General features: G+C 67.2%; 12 protein-coding genes. 8 read left to right on the top strand and 4 right to left on the bottom strand.

Annotated features, from left to right (window positions below):
- Window positions 1-106: 106 nt before the first annotated feature.
- The gene (locus VXD91_RS15995; protein ID WP_318983930.1) at window positions 107-1,372 is read right to left on the bottom strand and encodes a helix-turn-helix domain-containing protein; all 1,266 of its coding nucleotides are present in this window, start codon (window positions 1,370-1,372) and stop codon (window positions 107-109) included.
- Window positions 1,373-1,477: 105 nt separating this feature from the next.
- Here VXD91_RS15995 and VXD91_RS15990 point away from each other — a divergent pair, with 105 nt between their 5' ends.
- Genes VXD91_RS15990 through VXD91_RS15980 form a run of 3 tightly spaced genes read left to right on the top strand, consistent with a single transcriptional unit; the run spans window position 1,478 to window position 6,182 of the window.
- Entirely contained in the window at window positions 1,478-2,938 is a 1,461-nt protein-coding gene (locus tag VXD91_RS15990) for an AMP-binding protein (RefSeq protein WP_346415885.1), read from the top strand.
- A gap of 27 nt (window positions 2,939-2,965) precedes the next feature.
- Window positions 2,966-4,732 carry a DUF3556 domain-containing protein gene (locus tag VXD91_RS15985; protein ID WP_346415884.1) on the top strand — a complete coding sequence of 589 codons (1,767 nt, stop codon included), beginning with the start codon at window positions 2,966-2,968 and terminating at the stop codon, window positions 4,730-4,732.
- A 34-nt stretch (window positions 4,733-4,766) separates the two neighbouring features.
- Window positions 4,767-6,182 (top strand): NAD(P)/FAD-dependent oxidoreductase, encoded by a 1,416-nt coding sequence (locus VXD91_RS15980; RefSeq protein ID WP_346415883.1) that lies wholly within the window; start codon window positions 4,767-4,769, stop codon window positions 6,180-6,182.
- On the opposite strand, the gene VXD91_RS15975 is transcribed toward VXD91_RS15980, so the two are convergent.
- Entirely contained in the window at window positions 6,183-6,929 is a 747-nt protein-coding gene (locus tag VXD91_RS15975; protein ID WP_346415881.1) for a pirin family protein, read from the bottom strand.
- Window positions 6,930-6,978: 49 nt separating this feature from the next.
- On the opposite strand from VXD91_RS15975, the gene VXD91_RS15970 reads away from it, so the two are divergent.
- The 3 genes from VXD91_RS15970 (at window position 6,979) to VXD91_RS15960 (ending at window position 10,250) form a co-directional block, all read left to right on the top strand.
- On the top strand, window positions 6,979-7,902 hold the full coding sequence (locus VXD91_RS15970) for a PHB depolymerase family esterase (RefSeq protein ID WP_346415879.1): 924 nt from the start codon (window positions 6,979-6,981) through the stop codon (window positions 7,900-7,902).
- A gap of 114 nt (window positions 7,903-8,016) precedes the next feature.
- Entirely contained in the window at window positions 8,017-8,907 is an 891-nt protein-coding gene (locus VXD91_RS15965; RefSeq protein WP_346415878.1) for a carbon-nitrogen hydrolase family protein, read from the top strand.
- Window positions 8,904-10,250: an APC family permease gene (locus VXD91_RS15960; protein ID WP_346415877.1), complete on the top strand. Its 1,347-nt coding sequence runs from the start codon at window positions 8,904-8,906 to the stop codon at window positions 10,248-10,250. Before VXD91_RS15965 ends, VXD91_RS15960 begins: the two co-directional genes overlap by 4 nt.
- Here VXD91_RS15960 and VXD91_RS15955 read toward each other — a convergent pair.
- Together VXD91_RS15955 and VXD91_RS15950 are read right to left on the bottom strand one after the other, a co-directional pair.
- Window positions 10,236-11,723, bottom strand: a complete 1,488-nt coding sequence (locus VXD91_RS15955; RefSeq protein WP_212807415.1) for an FAD-dependent oxidoreductase — start codon at window positions 11,721-11,723, stop codon at window positions 10,236-10,238. The genes VXD91_RS15960 and VXD91_RS15955 overlap by 15 nt on opposite strands.
- A gap of 82 nt (window positions 11,724-11,805) precedes the next feature.
- Window positions 11,806-12,828 carry a helix-turn-helix transcriptional regulator gene (locus VXD91_RS15950; protein ID WP_346415876.1) on the bottom strand — a complete coding sequence of 341 codons (1,023 nt, stop codon included), beginning with the start codon at window positions 12,826-12,828 and terminating at the stop codon, window positions 11,806-11,808.
- 435 nt (window positions 12,829-13,263) lie between these two features.
- On the opposite strand from VXD91_RS15950, the gene VXD91_RS15945 reads away from it, so the two are divergent.
- The gene (locus VXD91_RS15945; RefSeq protein WP_346415875.1) at window positions 13,264-16,011 is read left to right on the top strand and encodes an AAA family ATPase; all 2,748 of its coding nucleotides are present in this window, start codon (window positions 13,264-13,266) and stop codon (window positions 16,009-16,011) included.
- A gap of 67 nt (window positions 16,012-16,078) precedes the next feature.
- Window positions 16,079-16,360 (top strand): hypothetical protein, encoded by a 282-nt coding sequence (locus VXD91_RS15940; protein ID WP_212807413.1) that lies wholly within the window; start codon window positions 16,079-16,081, stop codon window positions 16,358-16,360.
- Window positions 16,361-16,368: the final 8 nt, after the last annotated feature.

Genomic DNA, 16,368 nt, shown 5'->3' with positions numbered 1-16,368 from the left:
CAGCTGGTTAACACGCCATGATTTGCTGTCAGTCTCGATTTGATCACTCGTGCTGTGAATATGCTGGCAGTTGACGCTGGCGCCGGTCTTGCTGGCGGGCGGCCCGCTAGTCGTCGAGCAAAACCGCGGCCTCGTACCAGTGGCACAGCAGCAACGCCATCTCGACGTCCAGCCGGTCGTCGCCGAGCGGCCGTCCCCGCCGTTCCAGCGCCCGCCCGACGCGGTACTTGACGGTGTTGAAATGCACCACCAACTCGTCGGCCGCGGCTGTGTAGCTACCGCCGTGTCGCAGGAACACCTGCAAGGTCTCCCGCAGCCGGGCGTCATTGGCACCGGTCCCGGCCAGTGGCCCGAGGACCGTGTGGACGAACTCCCGTGCGTCATCCTGGTTCTCGCCCAGCAGCGCGGCCGCGGCAAAGCCCGGGTCATCGGCCGCGGTGACACCCGTCAGGTCCGCCGTCACCGCGACACTGTGCGCGCGCAGGGCCTGCCGGTGCGACCGGCGGAAGCCGTCGACGCCCGGCAGCGGGGTGCCGACGGCGACGGCAGGGGCGCTCGGCTGGGAGTCCGTGAACTGTCGCAGCTGTGCGGACGCGCCGTCCGCGGTGGCGCCCGACAACGGCAGCCAGCCCCAGCCGGTCCGCTGATCGGCGGCCAGGAACAGCGGACTTCCCTGGGTGCCGACATGATCGGCGGCCGCGCGCAGGAACTGTTCGAGTCTGGCCAGCGCGTCGTCGTGCCCGGTGACCTGGCCACTACCCGCGGGCCACCACAGCACCACGGCCAGATGATGGCGGCGCATCGGATAGCGGATCGCGGCCGTGACGGCTTCGGGGTCGGAGTCGTTGCCGGACAACACTTCCCGCACCCGCAGCGCCTGTGTGCTGTTGCGGTTGGCGAGCCAGCGGTCGCGCTCGTCCTCGTAGACCGTGACGACCTGCTGTGAAATCCAGTCGATGTAGCGGAACGTCACCGACGTCATGCGCTCGTAGATGGCCAGGCAGGTCTGGGGCGCGAACCCGGCGCGGTTGATCTCCTCGGCCGCGACGTCGAGCACGAGCGCGTGGCCGATGCGGTAGGCACGCGTGAGGGCGTTCATCGGTACCCCGCGCTGCGCGAGCCGGCGCGCGTACTCGAGGGCAGCGGTTGGCGCTTCGATGTTTTCCAGAGATATGTCGTAGCGCAGCGCGTGGAAGATGGTCTCGACATTGCCGCCGACACTGGCGCGGAGCAGTTCGATGATCTCGGGGTCGCCGCGCAGTTCGGTGATATCGCTGGCCAGACGGTGCCCGACGGAGCGCGCGACCTCGGCCTGGCGCGCGATGAGGCGGGTCATGATCGTGGTGTTGGCCTCGCTGACCGCCGGATCCATGTGCCGACTGTAGAGCCAGAGTTTGTGTCGAGCGTACAAATCGGCCGACAAAGTTGATCGGCGCACGACGGAGTGGTGCACACCACAAACTCCTACTTTTATGACATGAACCTCGCCACCCTGCCCGACCGTCGCGCTGCCGCGGCGCCCCACGCGCCGGCCGTCGCGGACGACCAGACCGACCTCGACAACGCCGCATTTCTCGATGCCGTTCAGCGCGCCGCCGGGGCGCTGCATCAGCGCGGTGTGCGCACCGGCGACGTCGTCGGCATCATGCTTCCCAACCGCGCGGCATTCGTCGTCGCGCTGTTCGCCACCTGGCGGCTCGGTGCCGTCGCGACCCCCATCAGCCCGACCCTGGTGCCTGCCGAAGTCGCCTACCAGGTGGCCGACGCCGGTGCCGTCGTGCTCGTCGTCGACCGTGACGTCGACGCCGACGTCACGGTGCTGCACGTCGACGACATGGGTGGCGAGCCCCGCACGGCCGACCCGGTGGCCGGCAACGATGACGACCTGGCCCTGCTGATCTACACCAGCGGCACGACCGGCAGGCCGAAGGGCGTCATGCTCGACAACGCGAACCTGAACGCCATGTGCGCCATGGTGATCGAGGGCTTCGAGTTGACCGCCGCCGACCACAGCCTGCTCATCCTGCCGCTGTTCCATGTCAACGGCATCGTCGTCAGCGTGTTGTCGCCGCTGCTCGCGGGCGGCCGGACCACCATCGCCGGCCGGTTCAATCCGGCGACTTTCTTCGATCGCCTGGAATCCAGCCGCGCCACCTATTTCTCTGCGGTGCCAACCATTTACACCATGTTGCTGGGCCTGCCGGCCGAGGTACGGCCCGACACCTCCGCGGTGCGGTTCGCCGTCTGTGGCGCCGCGCCGGCCAGCATCGAGCTGCTGGAGGGCTTCGAAAAGCGTTACGGCATCGGCCTGGTCGAGGGCTACGGGCTGTCCGAGGGCTCGTGCGCCAGCACCGGCAACCCACTGAACGGGCCGCGCAAGGTCGGCACCGTGGGAATCCCGTTGCCGGGGCAGGAGATTCGCATCGTCGACGTGGCTGGTGCCGAGGTCCCGCAGGGCGAGCTCGGCGAGGTGGTGATCAAGGGCCCCAACGTGATGCGCGGCTACCTGAACCGTCCCGAGGAGACCGAGAAGACGCTGAAGGACGGCTGGCTGCACACCGGCGACGTCGGCCGGTTCGACGAGGACGGCTATCTGGTCCTGGTCGACCGGGCCAAGGACATGATCATCCGCGGCGGCGAGAACATCTATCCCAAGGAGATCGAGACCGTCGTGCATCAGCTCGCCGGGGTCGCCGAGGCCGCGGTGGTCGGACGCGCGAGCGGGCTCTACGGCGAAGAGCCGGTGCTGTTCGTCTCCGCACACCCCGGCGCCGAGCTCGACGTCGACAACATCGCCGCGCATCTGCAGGCGTCGCTATCGAAATACAAACTGCCCGTGGATATCACGGTTCTCGAGACGCTGCCGAAGAACCCCGTCGGCAAGATCGACAAGCCGTCCCTGCGCAAAACCCTCACCGCCACCGATCCGCGAATCTAGCCTGATACCAGCAAAGGAGCTCACATCATGGGATTCATCAAACCGACCTTGCCGAAGGTCGACCTGGAAGAGTTTCTCCGGATGCCGCTGCAGGAGCGGCTCCGCATCATGTGCCTCAAATGGGTGGACGAGGGGTACGGCGCACCGCGCATGATCCACGTCCTTTACATCCTCAAGCTCACGATCTTCTACGCCATCGGCGGGGTCACGATCGCCAACGCGACATCCGACCTGCCGGCGTTCTGGCACGTCGCGCAGTGGTGGGACCAGCCGATCGTGTACCAGAAGGTGATCCTGTGGACCGTCCTCCTGGAACTCATCGGGTTCGCGGGTTCGTGGGGTCCGCTGGCCGGCAAGACCAAGCCGATGACGGGCGGGTTCCGATTCTGGGCCAAGCCCAACACCATCCGGCTGCGGCCGTGGAAGGCGGTGCCGTTCACGAACGGCGATCGGCGCACCTGGTTCGACATCGTCGTGTACCTGGCGCTGATGGCCACCGTGCTCGTCGCCCTGGTGCTGCCCGGTGTGCCCAGTGAATCACTGTCGAAAGCGTTGCCGGACAACACCTCCGGACTCGTCAATCCGGCGCTGTTCGTCGCGCCGATCATCCTGTTCGTGCTGATCGGCCTGCGGGACAAGACCATCTTCCTGGCCGGCCGCGGCGAGCAGTACCTGCCCGCGCTGATCTTCTTCGCCACGCTGCCGTTCGTGAACATGATCATCGCCGGCAAGTTGCTGATCGGGACGGTCTGGATCTGGGCCGGCGTCTCGAAATTCGGCCTGCACTTCACCAACGTCATTCCGCCGATGGTGAGCAACAGCCCCGCAATCCCGTTCAAGTGGCTCAAGCGGGCCCACTACCGCAACTTCCCGGAAGACCTGCGGCCGTCGCACCTGGCCACCTTCATGGCCCACGGTCCGGGTAGCATCGTGGAAATCGCTGCGCCGCTGGCACTTCTGTTCTCACCGTGGCCGTGGCTGTCGATCGCGGCCGCCGCCATCATGGTCAGCTTCCACCTGTTCATCATCTCGACGTTCCCGCTGGCGGTGCCGGTGGAATGGAACGTGCTGTTCGCGTACGCCACGATCTTCCTGTTCCTGGGCTTCCCCAACGGGGACGGCTACGCGGTGTGGGACATGAACCCGGGCTGGCTGGCCATCGTGCTCGCCGCGGCGCTGTCGTTCTTCCCGATCCTCGGCAACCTGCGCCCCGACCTCGTCTCGTTCCTGCCGGCCATGCGCCAGTACGCCGGAAACTGGGCCTCGGCGGTGTGGACCTTCACGCCCGGTGCCGAGCAGAAGCTGAACCGCGTCACCCGGTCGTCGCCCAACTCGGCGGACCAGTACGTCGCATTCGGCTGGGACCCGCTCACCGCCGAGGTGTTCACCCAGCAGGTGACGGCGTGGCGGGCCATGCACAGCCAGGGCCGTGGCTTGTACTCGGTACTGCTGAAGTGCCTGCCCGACATCGACACCCGCGTCGTTCGCGAAGGCGAGATGGCCTGCAACACCATCATCGGCTTCAACTTCGGCGACGGGCACCTGTACAATGAGGATCTGATCCGGGCCATCCAGTCAGAGGCGCAGTTCGAGCCGGGCGAGTTCGTCATCGCCTGGGTGGAGTCGCAGCCTATCCACAAGATGACGCAGGAGTACAAGGTGATCGATGCGGCGCTGGGCGTCATCGAGCGTGGCACGTGGAACGTGAAGGACCTCGTCGACGAGCAGCCGTGGCTGCCCAACGGGCCGATCCCGCTCAACGTCACGTGGCAGCGGGCGGGAGTCCTGCACTGATGAGGGGCCAGCGAGTAGCGAAGGCGGATCGCGCATGAGTAATGCGGTTGTGATCGGCGCCGGGCCCAACGGGCTCGCCGCCGCCATCACCTTGGCCGCCAAGGGCATCGACGTCACGGTGCTGGAGGCGACCGATCGAATCGGCGGCGGCATCCGTTCGAGTGAGTACGTCCTGCCGGGCCTGGTGTTCGACGACTGCGCGGCCATCCACGTGATGCCGGCGGGCTCCAAGTTCATCAAAGACCTCGGCCTGGATCGCTATGGCCTGCAGTGGAAGTGGACCGACGTCGACTGCGTCCACCCGCTCGACGACGGTACCGCCGGCGCCCTCTATCGTTCGGTCGAGACGACGGCGGCCGGACTCGGGGCGGACGGAGCCCGCTGGCAGCTGCTGTTCGGTGGACCGTCGCGCGGGTTCGACAAGCTGTCCGACGACATCATGGGGCCGCTGGTCCGGGTGCCGCGACATCCATTGGGGCTGGCCCGATTCGGGGCGCCGACGGTGCTGCCCGCGGCAGCGCTGGCCCGGATCTTCCGCACACCGCAGGCCCGGGCATTGTTCGGGGGTGTTGCCGCACATACCTTTCAGCCGCTGCACCACCCGCTCACCTCGGCGATCGGGCTAGGGATCATCACTGCCGGGCATGCCAACGGCTGGCCGGTGGCCGCCGGCGGATCGCAGGCGATCACCAACGCGTTCGAAGCGGTGCTGACCGAACTGGGCGGCAAGATCGAGACGGGCGTGCGGATCACCGCGGGGTCCCAGTTGCCGCCGGCCGACATCACTGTCTTCGATCTGTCGCCCACCGCGATCGCCGGGATTCTGGGGGACCGGTTACCCGAGCGGGTGCGCCGCGCCTTCGGTCGATTCCGTTACGGTCCAGGCGCTTTCAAGGTCGACTTCGCGGTGGATGGTGACATTCCGTGGACCAACGCGGCGGCCCGCCGCGCCGGCACCGTGCACCTGGGTGGCGATTTCGCCGAGATCGCCTCGACGGAACGGGACATCCACGCGGGCCGGATGCCGCAGCGCCCCTTCGTGCTGGCATTCCAGCAGTACCTGGCCGACCCTGGCCGTTCCGTCGGGACCGTCAACCCCGTCTCCACGTATGCCCATGTGCCCAACGGCTTCAGTGGCGACGCCACCGAGGCGATCATCGCGCAGATCGAACGCTTCGCTCCCGGATTCTGTGAGCGCATCGTCGGGCAGGCCGTGCGGTCCACCACCGAGATGTCGGTGTACAACCCGAATTACGTGGGTGGCGACATCAACACCGGTGCGAAGGACATCCGGCAGCTGGCCTTCGGGCCGCGAACGACGTTGTCGCCGTACACCATCGGGGTTCCCGGCATGTACATCTGCTCGGCGGCCACGCCGCCGGGTCCTGGCGGGCACGGTATGTGCGGGGCCAACGCCGCCGCCGTCGCACTGGCTCGGTTGGGGCGCTAGCTACACGTTCACCGCGATGGTGTGCATCTCCCAGATGAGCACTTCTGTGCCGTCGGCGCCCGCGGTGATGCGCTGCCCGCCGGTCGCGGTGAGTCGCACGGCATCACCGGTGCCCAGCAGACCGGAGCCTTCGAACTCGGCCGCTCCGCGGGTGACGAAGACGTGGCCGTACGGTGCGTCCGGCACCTGTACGGTGCTACGGGCATCCAGCCGCGCGACGTGCAAAGTGGCATAGCTGTTGCCGAAGGTGATGGCGGCGTCGTCCCGGTACTTGCGCATGCCGGATGCCATGGGAATCAACGTGTTTCCGGCGAGCTCGGCGCTGATGTCGGCTTCCTGGTAACTGGGCGCGCCGCCGAGATCTTCCGGCGGAATCCACATCTGGACGACCCGCAGGGGCTGACGGTCCTGCCGCCCGGCGCCGTTGCGCTCCGAGTGCCGCAGGCCGGTGCCCGCACTCATCCGCTGCGCCAGACCGGGGTAGATGGTGCTCTCGTTGCCCAGCGAATCCTTGTGCACCAGTGAGCCTTCGAGTACCCAGGTGATGATCTCCATATCTCGGTGGTCGTGCGCGTCGAAGCCCTCACCGGGGTCGACGGTGTCCTCGTTGTTGATCATCAGCAGGCCGTGCGCGTTGGCCGCCAGATCGAAGTTGCCGGTCGCCGGGAACGACTGCCACGATTCCAGCCACTCGTTGCGCCAGTGCCAGCGTTCGTCAGCGCGGATGACGCGAATTGCCGAAGTCACCGCTCAATTCTGGCAGGCGGGGGTCGGATGCGAGGTGCACCATGGACGCATGAGCCGCCGGCTGCTGTGGGCACTGAGTGCCGTCATGCTCGTCTTCGCGCTGCCGGCGCTCGCCGGCTGCGGCACGCGCCCGGCCTCCGGTGCCCCGACAAACGCGTCGAGTCAGTCGGTGCAGTCCGGTGGCCTGACCCGCACCTTCCACCTCTACCGGCCCGACGGGCTCAGCGGCCCGGCACCGCTGGTCGTCATGCTGCACGGCGGGTACGGCGACGGGGCGCAGGCCGAGCGCGCCTACAACTGGGACGCCGAGGCCGACGCCGGCCGGTTCGTCGTCGCCTATCCCGACGGCATGGATCGCGCCTGGAACGCCGGGACCTGTTGCGGGATACCGAAGAACCGCGACATCGACGACGTCGGGTTCATCACCGCCATGGTCGGTGTGATCGAAGCGCAGCTGCCCATCGATCCGGCCCGGGTCTACGTCGCCGGGATGTCCAACGGCGCGATGATGGCGCTGCGCCTCGCGTGCCAGACGGACCTGTTCGCCGCGGTCGCCCCCGTCGCCGGGACGCTGTTGACCGACTGTTCGCACGCCGCACCGACCTCGGTGCTGCAGATCCACGGGACCGCCGACGACCGCGTCCCGTTCGACGGCGGGCCGGGCAAGGCCCGGACGCTCACCGGTGCGCCCAACGTCGACGGGCCGTCGGTGCCCGCGGTAAACGCGACGTGGCGGGGCATCGACGCGTGCGGTGCTCCGGTGACATCGACTGCCGGCGCCGTGACGACACAGGCCGCCGACTGTCCCGGCGGCCGCACCGTCGAACTCATCAGCATCGCCGGCGCCGGCCATCAGTGGCCCGGCGGCGTCCCGAGCCCGTTGGCGCAACGACTTGGCGACCTGCCGCCGCCGTCGACGGCGCTGAACGCGACCGACGTCATCTGGCGGTTCTTCGACGCGCATCATCGCTGAAACCACGCCGGTGTACGGAATGTCGAATGGGCACACGCAAAATCCCCAGATTGTCCGAGCGTTGAACTGTGTCCCGGCGCACACTAGGGCCGTGACCGCCGACGGTGAGGTGAGATGAGCAGACATTGGCGGGTTGCCCTCGTCCAGGCCAGCCCACTGCAGGGCGACGATCCGGTGGCCGAACTGACTGCGGAGCTCGCGACGATCCGCGCTGAGCACCCGGACACCCAGATGGTGGTGTTCCCCGAGATTCACCTGCTCGGCGCGAGCGACGGCGCCGACCACCCTGCGGCCTATTTCGACGCGGTTGCCGAGCCGCTCACCGGACCGCTCGTGCAGCGGCTCGGCGCCGTGGCCGCCGACGCCGGCGTCTGGCTGGTGCCCGGTTCGATCGCCGAGCGCGGCGACGACGGCCGGGTCTACAACACCGCTCTCGTCTTCGACCCCGACGGTCGTCTGGTCTCGTCGTACCGCAAGGTGTTCCCGTGGCGCCCGCACGAACCGTGGGCATCCGGCGCTGGTTTCACGACCTTCGATGTACCCGGTGTCGGCCGGATGGGCGTCAACATCTGTTATGACAGCTGGTTCCCGGAGGCGACCCGGCAGATCGCGTGGCTCGGCGCGGAGGTCGTGTTCAACATCGTCAAGACGACGTCCGACGACCGCGCGCAGGAACTCGTCCTGGCCCGCGCCAACGCGATTACGAACCAGGTCTACTACCTCAGCGTCAACGCCGCCGGGCCACTCGGGCGCGGGCAGAGCATCTACGTCGGACCCGAGGGTGAGGTACTTGCTGAGGCGGCCCACGCCGAGCCGGAGGTCACGTATCTGACGATCGACCTCGACCGGGTGACGGCGGTGCGGACCCATGGCACCGCCGGGGTCAACCGGGTGTGGGAACAGCTGCACGCCGATGACGACCCCATCGAACTGCCCGTCTACGGCGGCCAGCTCGTGCACCAGCGGTGGCAGCCGCAGACCGTCAACCCCGAAGGACGCTCATGACCGAAACCGCGCAGCAGACCGGCGAGGCCGGCCACCTCAACGCCACCCTCGGCCTGGGTGGCGTGACGCTGTTCGGCCTCGCCTACATGGCGCCGATCATCGTCCTGGGCATCTTCGGCGTGATCGCCGAGGCGTCCGCGGGCGCCAGCGCGGGTTCCTATCTGCTGGCCACCGTGGCCATGCTGTTCACCGCCGCGAGCTACGCGAAGATGTCGGTGCACTATCCGGTCGCGGGCTCGTCGTACACCTACGTCCGCAAGGCGCTGGATTCGCGGCTCGGGTTCCTGGTCGGCTGGACGATCCTGCTCGACTACCTGTTCCTGCCGCTGGTCATCTGGTTGATCGGCGCCGCGTACCTGACCGGTGAATTCCCGTCGGTACCGGCGTGGGTGTGGATCGTGCTCTTCATCGTTCTGACGACCGCGCTGAACATCCTCGGACTCAAGGTGGCCGACAAGGCCAATCTGGTCCTGATGGCCCTGCAGTTCCTGGTGATCGCCCTGTTCGTCGGTTTCGCGGTGGCCCACATGGTCTCTCACCACGGCGCCGGCTCGCTGCTGTCCGGCACACCGTTCAGCGGCACCGGCGGTTTCTCCGCGATCGCCGCGGGCGCGGCCATCGCGGCGTACTCGTTCCTCGGGTTCGACGCCGTTAGCACGCTCACCGAGGACACCAAGAATCCGCAGCGCAACATCCCGCGCGCCATCATGCTCGTCGCGCTCATCGGCGGCGTGGTCTTCGTCGCGGTCGCCTACGTCCTGACGCTCGTCCAGCCTGGCGGCACGTTCACGAATGCCGATTCGCTCGCCGCCGACACCGCCCGGACCATCGGCGGGGCGCTGTTCGCCGCGTTCTTCGTGACCGGTCTGATCATCGGCCAGTTCACCTCGGGCCTGGCCGCGCAGGCCAGCGTGTCCCGGCTGCTGTACGCGATGGGCCGAGACTCGGTGTTGCCCAAGAAGTTCTTCGGCAAGCTGTCGCCCCGGTTCTTCACGCCCGTCTTCAACATCGTGCTGTGCGGGCTGATCGGCCTGGGGGCGGTGTTCCTCAGCGTCGCGACGTCGACGTCGTTCATCAACTTCGGCGCCTTCACCGCCTTCACGCTCGTGAACCTGTCGGTGATCGGCTACTTTGTCCGGCATCGCCACGAGAAGCGACTGAATCCCTTGACGTACGTGGCGATTCCGTTGATCGGCGCGATCGTCGACGTCTACCTGCTCACCCAACTCGGCAGTGCGGCACTGACTCTCGGGGTGATCTGGATGGCGATCGGCGTGGTGTACCTACTGGTCCTCACCCGCGGTCTGCGGGTCCCGCCGCCGGAGCTGTCACTGGCTGAGTAGGCGTGCGCTGTTCCTCTCGAGCGGGGCGCAGTGGACGTCGAACCGCCGCGCGACGGTATCCAGGGTGCGCTGCAGGTGCGGACGCCGACGGCGGTGGGTTGCCAGGAACTGGGCCGTCCCGACGAGCTGACGTGGCATCGGATACCACTTCGCGAAGTCCAGCCCGCAGTCCTGAAAAACCTTGGCGGGCAAAGCATCCGTCAAGAGGCTGAGATTGTGCAGCGCCAGCGTCATCAAGGTGTGGGGGAACACCGCGTTGCACTTGCGCCGCAGGTCGATCATGTCGAGCTCGTAGAGCGGCACCTCGGTGAGTTGGCCGGTGAACATCAGATGGGGCAGGAAGTAGCCCATGAACGTCGTCAGATGCAGTGTCGCCGCCCTGCTGTTCAATGACAGCACCCGGCCGCTGGGCGACGCGTAGGGCTCGTACGGCCCCGAACGCTTCAGCAGGTACCCGGTGCAGTTGACGATCCAGCTGTCCGGATCGATCTCCCGGACGGCGCCGCTGCGCAACTGCAGTTCGGTCCGCCCGTCGCGATCGACGGCATCCACGAAATGGTCCATGACAATGTCGGCCAGACCGGCGGCGATGGCGTCGCGCTCCGCCGTCGACAACAACCCGAGCAGGAAATTGCCGGTCTCGGGCGTCACCCACACCCCGCAGCGTTCCCGCCAGCGGCGGGCCACTTCTTCTTCGTTGGTGCCGTCGAACAGCCGCGTCAGGTCGTCGACCAAGGCATTGAACGTCAGTCCACCCCACCATCGCTTGCCGCCGGTCGGGAACAGGCGGTCGCGGTGCGCGAAGTAGGTTCCCGAACCGGCCAGCAGATTCACCTCGCGTCCGGGGTGACGGGTGATCAGTGCGTACGCGGTGTCCATCGCGGTCTTGCCGCTGCCGATCACCCACACCGGCGCGCCGCTGGCGTCGATGTCACCGCCGCGCATGTCGCAGTAGTTCGGTGACACCGAGTGGACGCTGGTGCTGGACACCGGCAGCGGGTCGTTCGGTTCGACGTCGGCTGCGGTGGCCTTGATCAGATGCTTGGCTTCGATGACCATGCTCCGGCCGTCGTCGGAAGCACATTGGATGCGGACCACGCCGTCGGCCTCGGCATCGGATTGCATTGTCCAGCCGTAATATTCGTCCACCGCGATGCGCCGGCGCAGCACGTCGAGGCAATGGTCGAAGTGCGCCAGCACTTCGTGTTTGGTGGCCAGGTGCGACGGTTCGGCGCCCAGTGTCCACCCGATGTTCCCGACGGTGAAGAACGGGTGTGGCTGGTGCAGGCGCACGTAGTCGTAGGTGTCGACCCACATGCCGCCCGGTCGGTGCCGACGGTCCAGCAGGATCACCCGCTGACCCGGCGACAGGTACTGGGAGGTGGTGAAAAGGGCGTTCAGACCGGCGATTCCGGCCCCGACGATGCAGACGTCGCAGCGCTGGATTCCAGGTCCGGTGGTGTCGTTGCCCATGAGGCCTCCTTGTTCCTTGGAAAAAGGCTCCGGCATCGGGCCCGCCGGTGCAATCAGTCGATTGGCGTATTTCCTTGGCGCACTACAGGGATATGGCGAGCAGCGTGCGCACGAGCTCGGCCTGGCGGTGGGTGCCCGTCTTGTCGAAGATGTGTTGCACGTGGGTTCGGACAGTGCCGGCAGACAGGCACATGCTCTCGGCGATGGGCTTGATGCCGTCGCCCTGTATCAGCCTGATGGCCACTGCCGCTTCGGCCGTCGTCAACCCGTACAGGCGGCGCAGCATCTCGGTGTCCGGTTCCGGGTGTCGCTCGGGATCGAGGATGAGCACCAGCGCCCGCGATTCGGCGAGCGGAGCCGTCACGTGCTGGAACGGCAGCACGTGAATCACGTACGGGCGCAGGCCCGATGGGCGCGGGCACAACAGCGAGGTGCCGCCCCGCACCACCGATCCGGTCTGCCCGAGTGCGGCGTTGATGCCGTGGCGCAGCGCTGCGTCGGCGGGCGGGTGCGCGAACTCGAACGAGCCTTCCCGGATGGTCAATCCGTCGTGCCGGCGGACGATGTTCTCGGCCGCGGTGTTCAGGTATCGCACCGACAACGTGCAGTCCACGACGGCCATCCCGATGCGCGTGACGTTGTCCATCGCCGACGAGATGTTCCGGATTTGATGGGTGGCCGCGCTGAGGTCGTGCTGGATGCGCAATGCGCGCTGGAAGTGGGGGACCAGTGCCTCTGTGAGGTGGACGCGGTCCGGGGTGTCGAACGGGTCGGAACGTTTCTCGGTGGCGACGAGCCAGGTGGCAGGCTGCGGTCCATCGGTCAGGCGGACGAACAGCCCGTCGTCGAGTCGGTGCGGCCGCATCCAGTCCATGAGGAACTCTGCCTTCGGCTGCAGCTCGGCGAGTTCCTGGCAGCTGTGCACATACCCGACTGGCCCGTTCTCGACCGCCTCGAGGAGGTAGTCGATGTGGCGGTAGTACTCGGCGTACTCGGCCAGGGCGTCGGTTGGGATGGTGACGCTCTGGGGTGCGCGGCTCACGCCATCGGCCAAGACGAGGGCAGCCCCACCGGTTGCCTCGAACATGGTGTGGAGTTGGGCCATTGTCGCGGTCCATCGCTCTGGCTGGACCGCGGAATCGTAGATCGAGGAGACTACGCGTGAGAAGTCCTCGACCGTGACCACGGCCGACGCTCCCTGAGATGTGTTGCGGTCACGTCTGGCGCCTTTCGCGACGTGATCCCCCCATAAATGGACAGGTGCTGCGGAAATCGTAATTCAAGACCAATGGTATGTAAAGTGTTGGCTGGGTGAGCGCTGAGAGTGGCTCGGCGGCGCCGAGCGTGCGGACAGATCGCGATTAGCGGGGGATCGCGATCTGTGCGCACTGCGCTTCAGGGCTATTCCCAAGCGACTTCACAGCGCATAATCTCCGGTGTGCCAGAAAACCCACGGCTGGGCGTTACTGTGATGGATGAAGTGCATGGTCATGGCGTTTGTTGGATTTGCCCACTGACTGTCGGCAGATAGGCCGAAAGAATGCCGTCCGAGTTGCTGGGCCGTCCGGCCGAAGCCGAGCTCGTCGGCAGTTTTCTCGGTGGCGCGGAGCCCGGGGCGTTGCTGGTCGACGGTGAAGCCGGGATCGGCAAGACAACGGTGCTGCTGTCGGCGGTCGACCGGGCCCGCGAACTGGGATTCACCGTGTTGTTCGCCCGCGCCGCGGACACCGAATCAGCCCTTGCGTACGCGGCGCTCGCAGATCTGCTCGCCGATATCGAACCGGCGACACTGGACTTCTTGCCGGTTCCGCAGCGCCGCGCTCTCGATCGCATTCTGCTTCGCGCCGCCGACGACGGTGCCGGCACCGATCCGCGGGCCGTGGCGGCCGCCTTGCTCGCGGTCATCATGCGGCTGGCCGAACGCGCGCCGGTTCTGCTCGCGCTCGATGACGCCCAGTGGCTCGACACCTCGAGCATCCATGCGATCGCGTTCGTCGCGCGCCGGCTCAGTGGGCCCGTCAAGGTGATCGGCACCGTCCGGACGGCCGTCGGCGCGGACCCGGCACTGTGGCTACAACTGCGCCGGCCCGAGGCGCTGCAACGGATTCGGTTGGGGCCGTTGAGCATCGGTGCCTTGCACGCGGTGCTGTCACATCGGCTGCGGCGCTCGTTCTCCCGGCCGACGATGCTGCGGATCCACGAAGTGTCCGGCGGAAATCCGTTCTATGCCATCGAATTCGCCCGTGGCCCCGCCGAAAACCTGCAGTCCGGCGCGCTGCCGCCGTCCTTGACCGAGTTGGTGCGGCAGCGGGTCGACGGGCTCGAGCCCGACGTGCGTGAGGCGCTCCTGGCGGTCTCGTGCCTGGGCACCCCGACCGCGGAACTGGTCGGGCGGGCGATCGGAGTCGACGCCGACGACGTCTTCGCCAGGCTTGCCGATGCCGAGGCCCGCGGCATCATTGCAGTGGACGGCGCCCGTGTCCGGTTCAGTCATCCGCTGCTGGCGCACGGGGTCTACCGTGCCGCGTCCCCCGCCGCGAGACGTGAAATGCACTGTCGTCTGGCGACTCTCGTCGACCACGCCGAGCTGAAGGCCAGGCATCTGGCGCTGTCCGGCGCACCCGGCGACGCCGAGATGCTGAGCGCGCTGGACGTGGCCGCGGTCGCTGCGCATCGCCGAGGTGCCCCGGCCGCGGCCGCGGAATTCGTCGAGCTGGCGGTCGATCTCGGTGGCGACACCCTGCAGCGGCGAATGATGTTGGGAGCCTTGCACTTCAGTGCCGGTGATGCCGACCGGGCGCGCAGCGTTCTCGGTGACGTCATTGCGTCGGGGCCGCCCGGAGATGTCCGTGCCAGGGCCCTGTTCCTGCTGGGGTTGTTCACGCTGCAGGACGGCAGCACGCGGCACGCCGTGGACCTGTTCCGCGAGGCACTCCACGCCATCGCGAACGATCAGGTGTTGCGCGTCGAAACCTTGGTGCCACTGGCCTTCGCCGAACTCAATCTCGGCCGCGTCGAGCGTGCCGCCGAGTGGGCCACGGAAGCGGTGGCCGCCGCTGATCGGCTGGATGTGTCGCCACTGCGCAGCATCGCGCTGGCCATGAAGGTCCTGGTGGGCTTCCTGTCCGGGCACGGTGTCGATGATGCGGCGATGAGTCGGGTGCTGGAACTGTCGGACCCGGAGTCGGCGCGCGCTTCGCTGATGAATCCCGAGGTGCTGCGGGCCCAGCTGCTGGCCGGGTCCGGCCGGCTCGGTGCTGCCGGCGACCAGCTCTCGGCCATCCGGCGCGAGTACCTCGACCGTGGCGAGGAAGGCCGACTGACATTCGTCGACTTCCACCGTGGTCTCAACGCGATCTGGCAGGGCCGTTTCGCCCAGGCGGCACAGATTGCCGACGAGGCGACGCAACGTGCCCACGAACTCGACCGCGACATACCTCACGCTGTGGGGCTCATGTTGCGGGCAGCAGTGGCCGCGCACACGGGCAAAGAGCATCGGGCTCGAAATGACGCCCTGGCGGCGCTGGACCTCGCCCTGGGTTGTGATTCCGCGTTGGTCGCTGTGTGGCCGCGGACCACACTGGGCTTCTTGGAGGTCTCGCTGGGCAATTACGACAACGCGGTGGCCACGCTCCAACCTCTGCTGCCATCGGTGCCGGCCATGCCACAGGCCACGGAAATCTATGTCACGCCGTTCCTGCCGGACGCCGTCGAGGCATTGATCCAAGTGGGGCGGCGCCGCGAAGCCGGGCCGTTGATCGACGCGCTGGAGAGCAACGGGCGAAGGCTGGACCGGCCGTGGATGCTGGCCTGCGGTGGACGTTGTCGGGCGTTGTTCCTGGCCGACGAGGGTGATCTGGCAGGCGCGAGCGAGACGGTTCGGCGTGCGCTCGTCGAGCATGACCGGTTGCCGATGCCGTTCGAGCGGGCGCGGACCTTGCTGGTCCTGGGACAGCTGCAGCGTCGTCAGCGGCATCGGGCCGCGGCGCTGGAGACCCTCCAGCAGGCTGCCGCGGACTTCGAGAAGCTCGGTGCCACATTATGGGTCGAACAGGCCCGTCGAGCCGCCGGTCGCATCGATCCGCGGGCGCACCCCGATGAAGTGCTGACGGCGTCCGAACACGAAGTTGCCGAGTTGGTGGCGTCGGGGATGAGCAACCGTGAGGTCGGCGCGGCATTGTTCGTGAGCGCGAAGACGGTGGAGGTCCACCTGTCGCGGATCTACCGGAAACTGGGTATCCGGTCGCGGGCAGAGCTGGGCTGGCGCATTGCTCGGCCGCAGGAATAGACCCGCTGACGAAGAGTTAGGGAGAACCCTTATATCGCTCGCGCGGTCCATGTCATACGTTGCGTTCATGCTTCCGGTGGAGCCGTGCTACCTCGTCGAGTGGTACCACCCGAGTTTCATCGGGCCGATGCTTGCTGAAGCGGCCGCGACGCTTGCTGCGGCAGCCCTGTCGCTGTCCACCACCGAGGCATCGGTACGCGTCGCAACCGTGATTTCGGTGCCCAACGACGAGGTGGCTTTCGGGATTTTCGTGGCCGACTCCGCCGACATCGTCACCCGGACATGTGACCGGGCCGGGTTTCCCGCGCAGCGTCTCAGTGTGGCGAAAGACATCGAGTTTCCGGGCTGACGCATAGT

The sequence above is a fragment of the Mycobacterium sp. SM3041 genome (genome assembly GCF_039668335.1).
GTDB lineage: Bacteria > Actinomycetota > Actinomycetes > Mycobacteriales > Mycobacteriaceae > Mycobacterium.
Note: the sequence above shows the minus strand (reverse complement) of the source record. Positions and strands in the feature narration are given on the sequence as shown.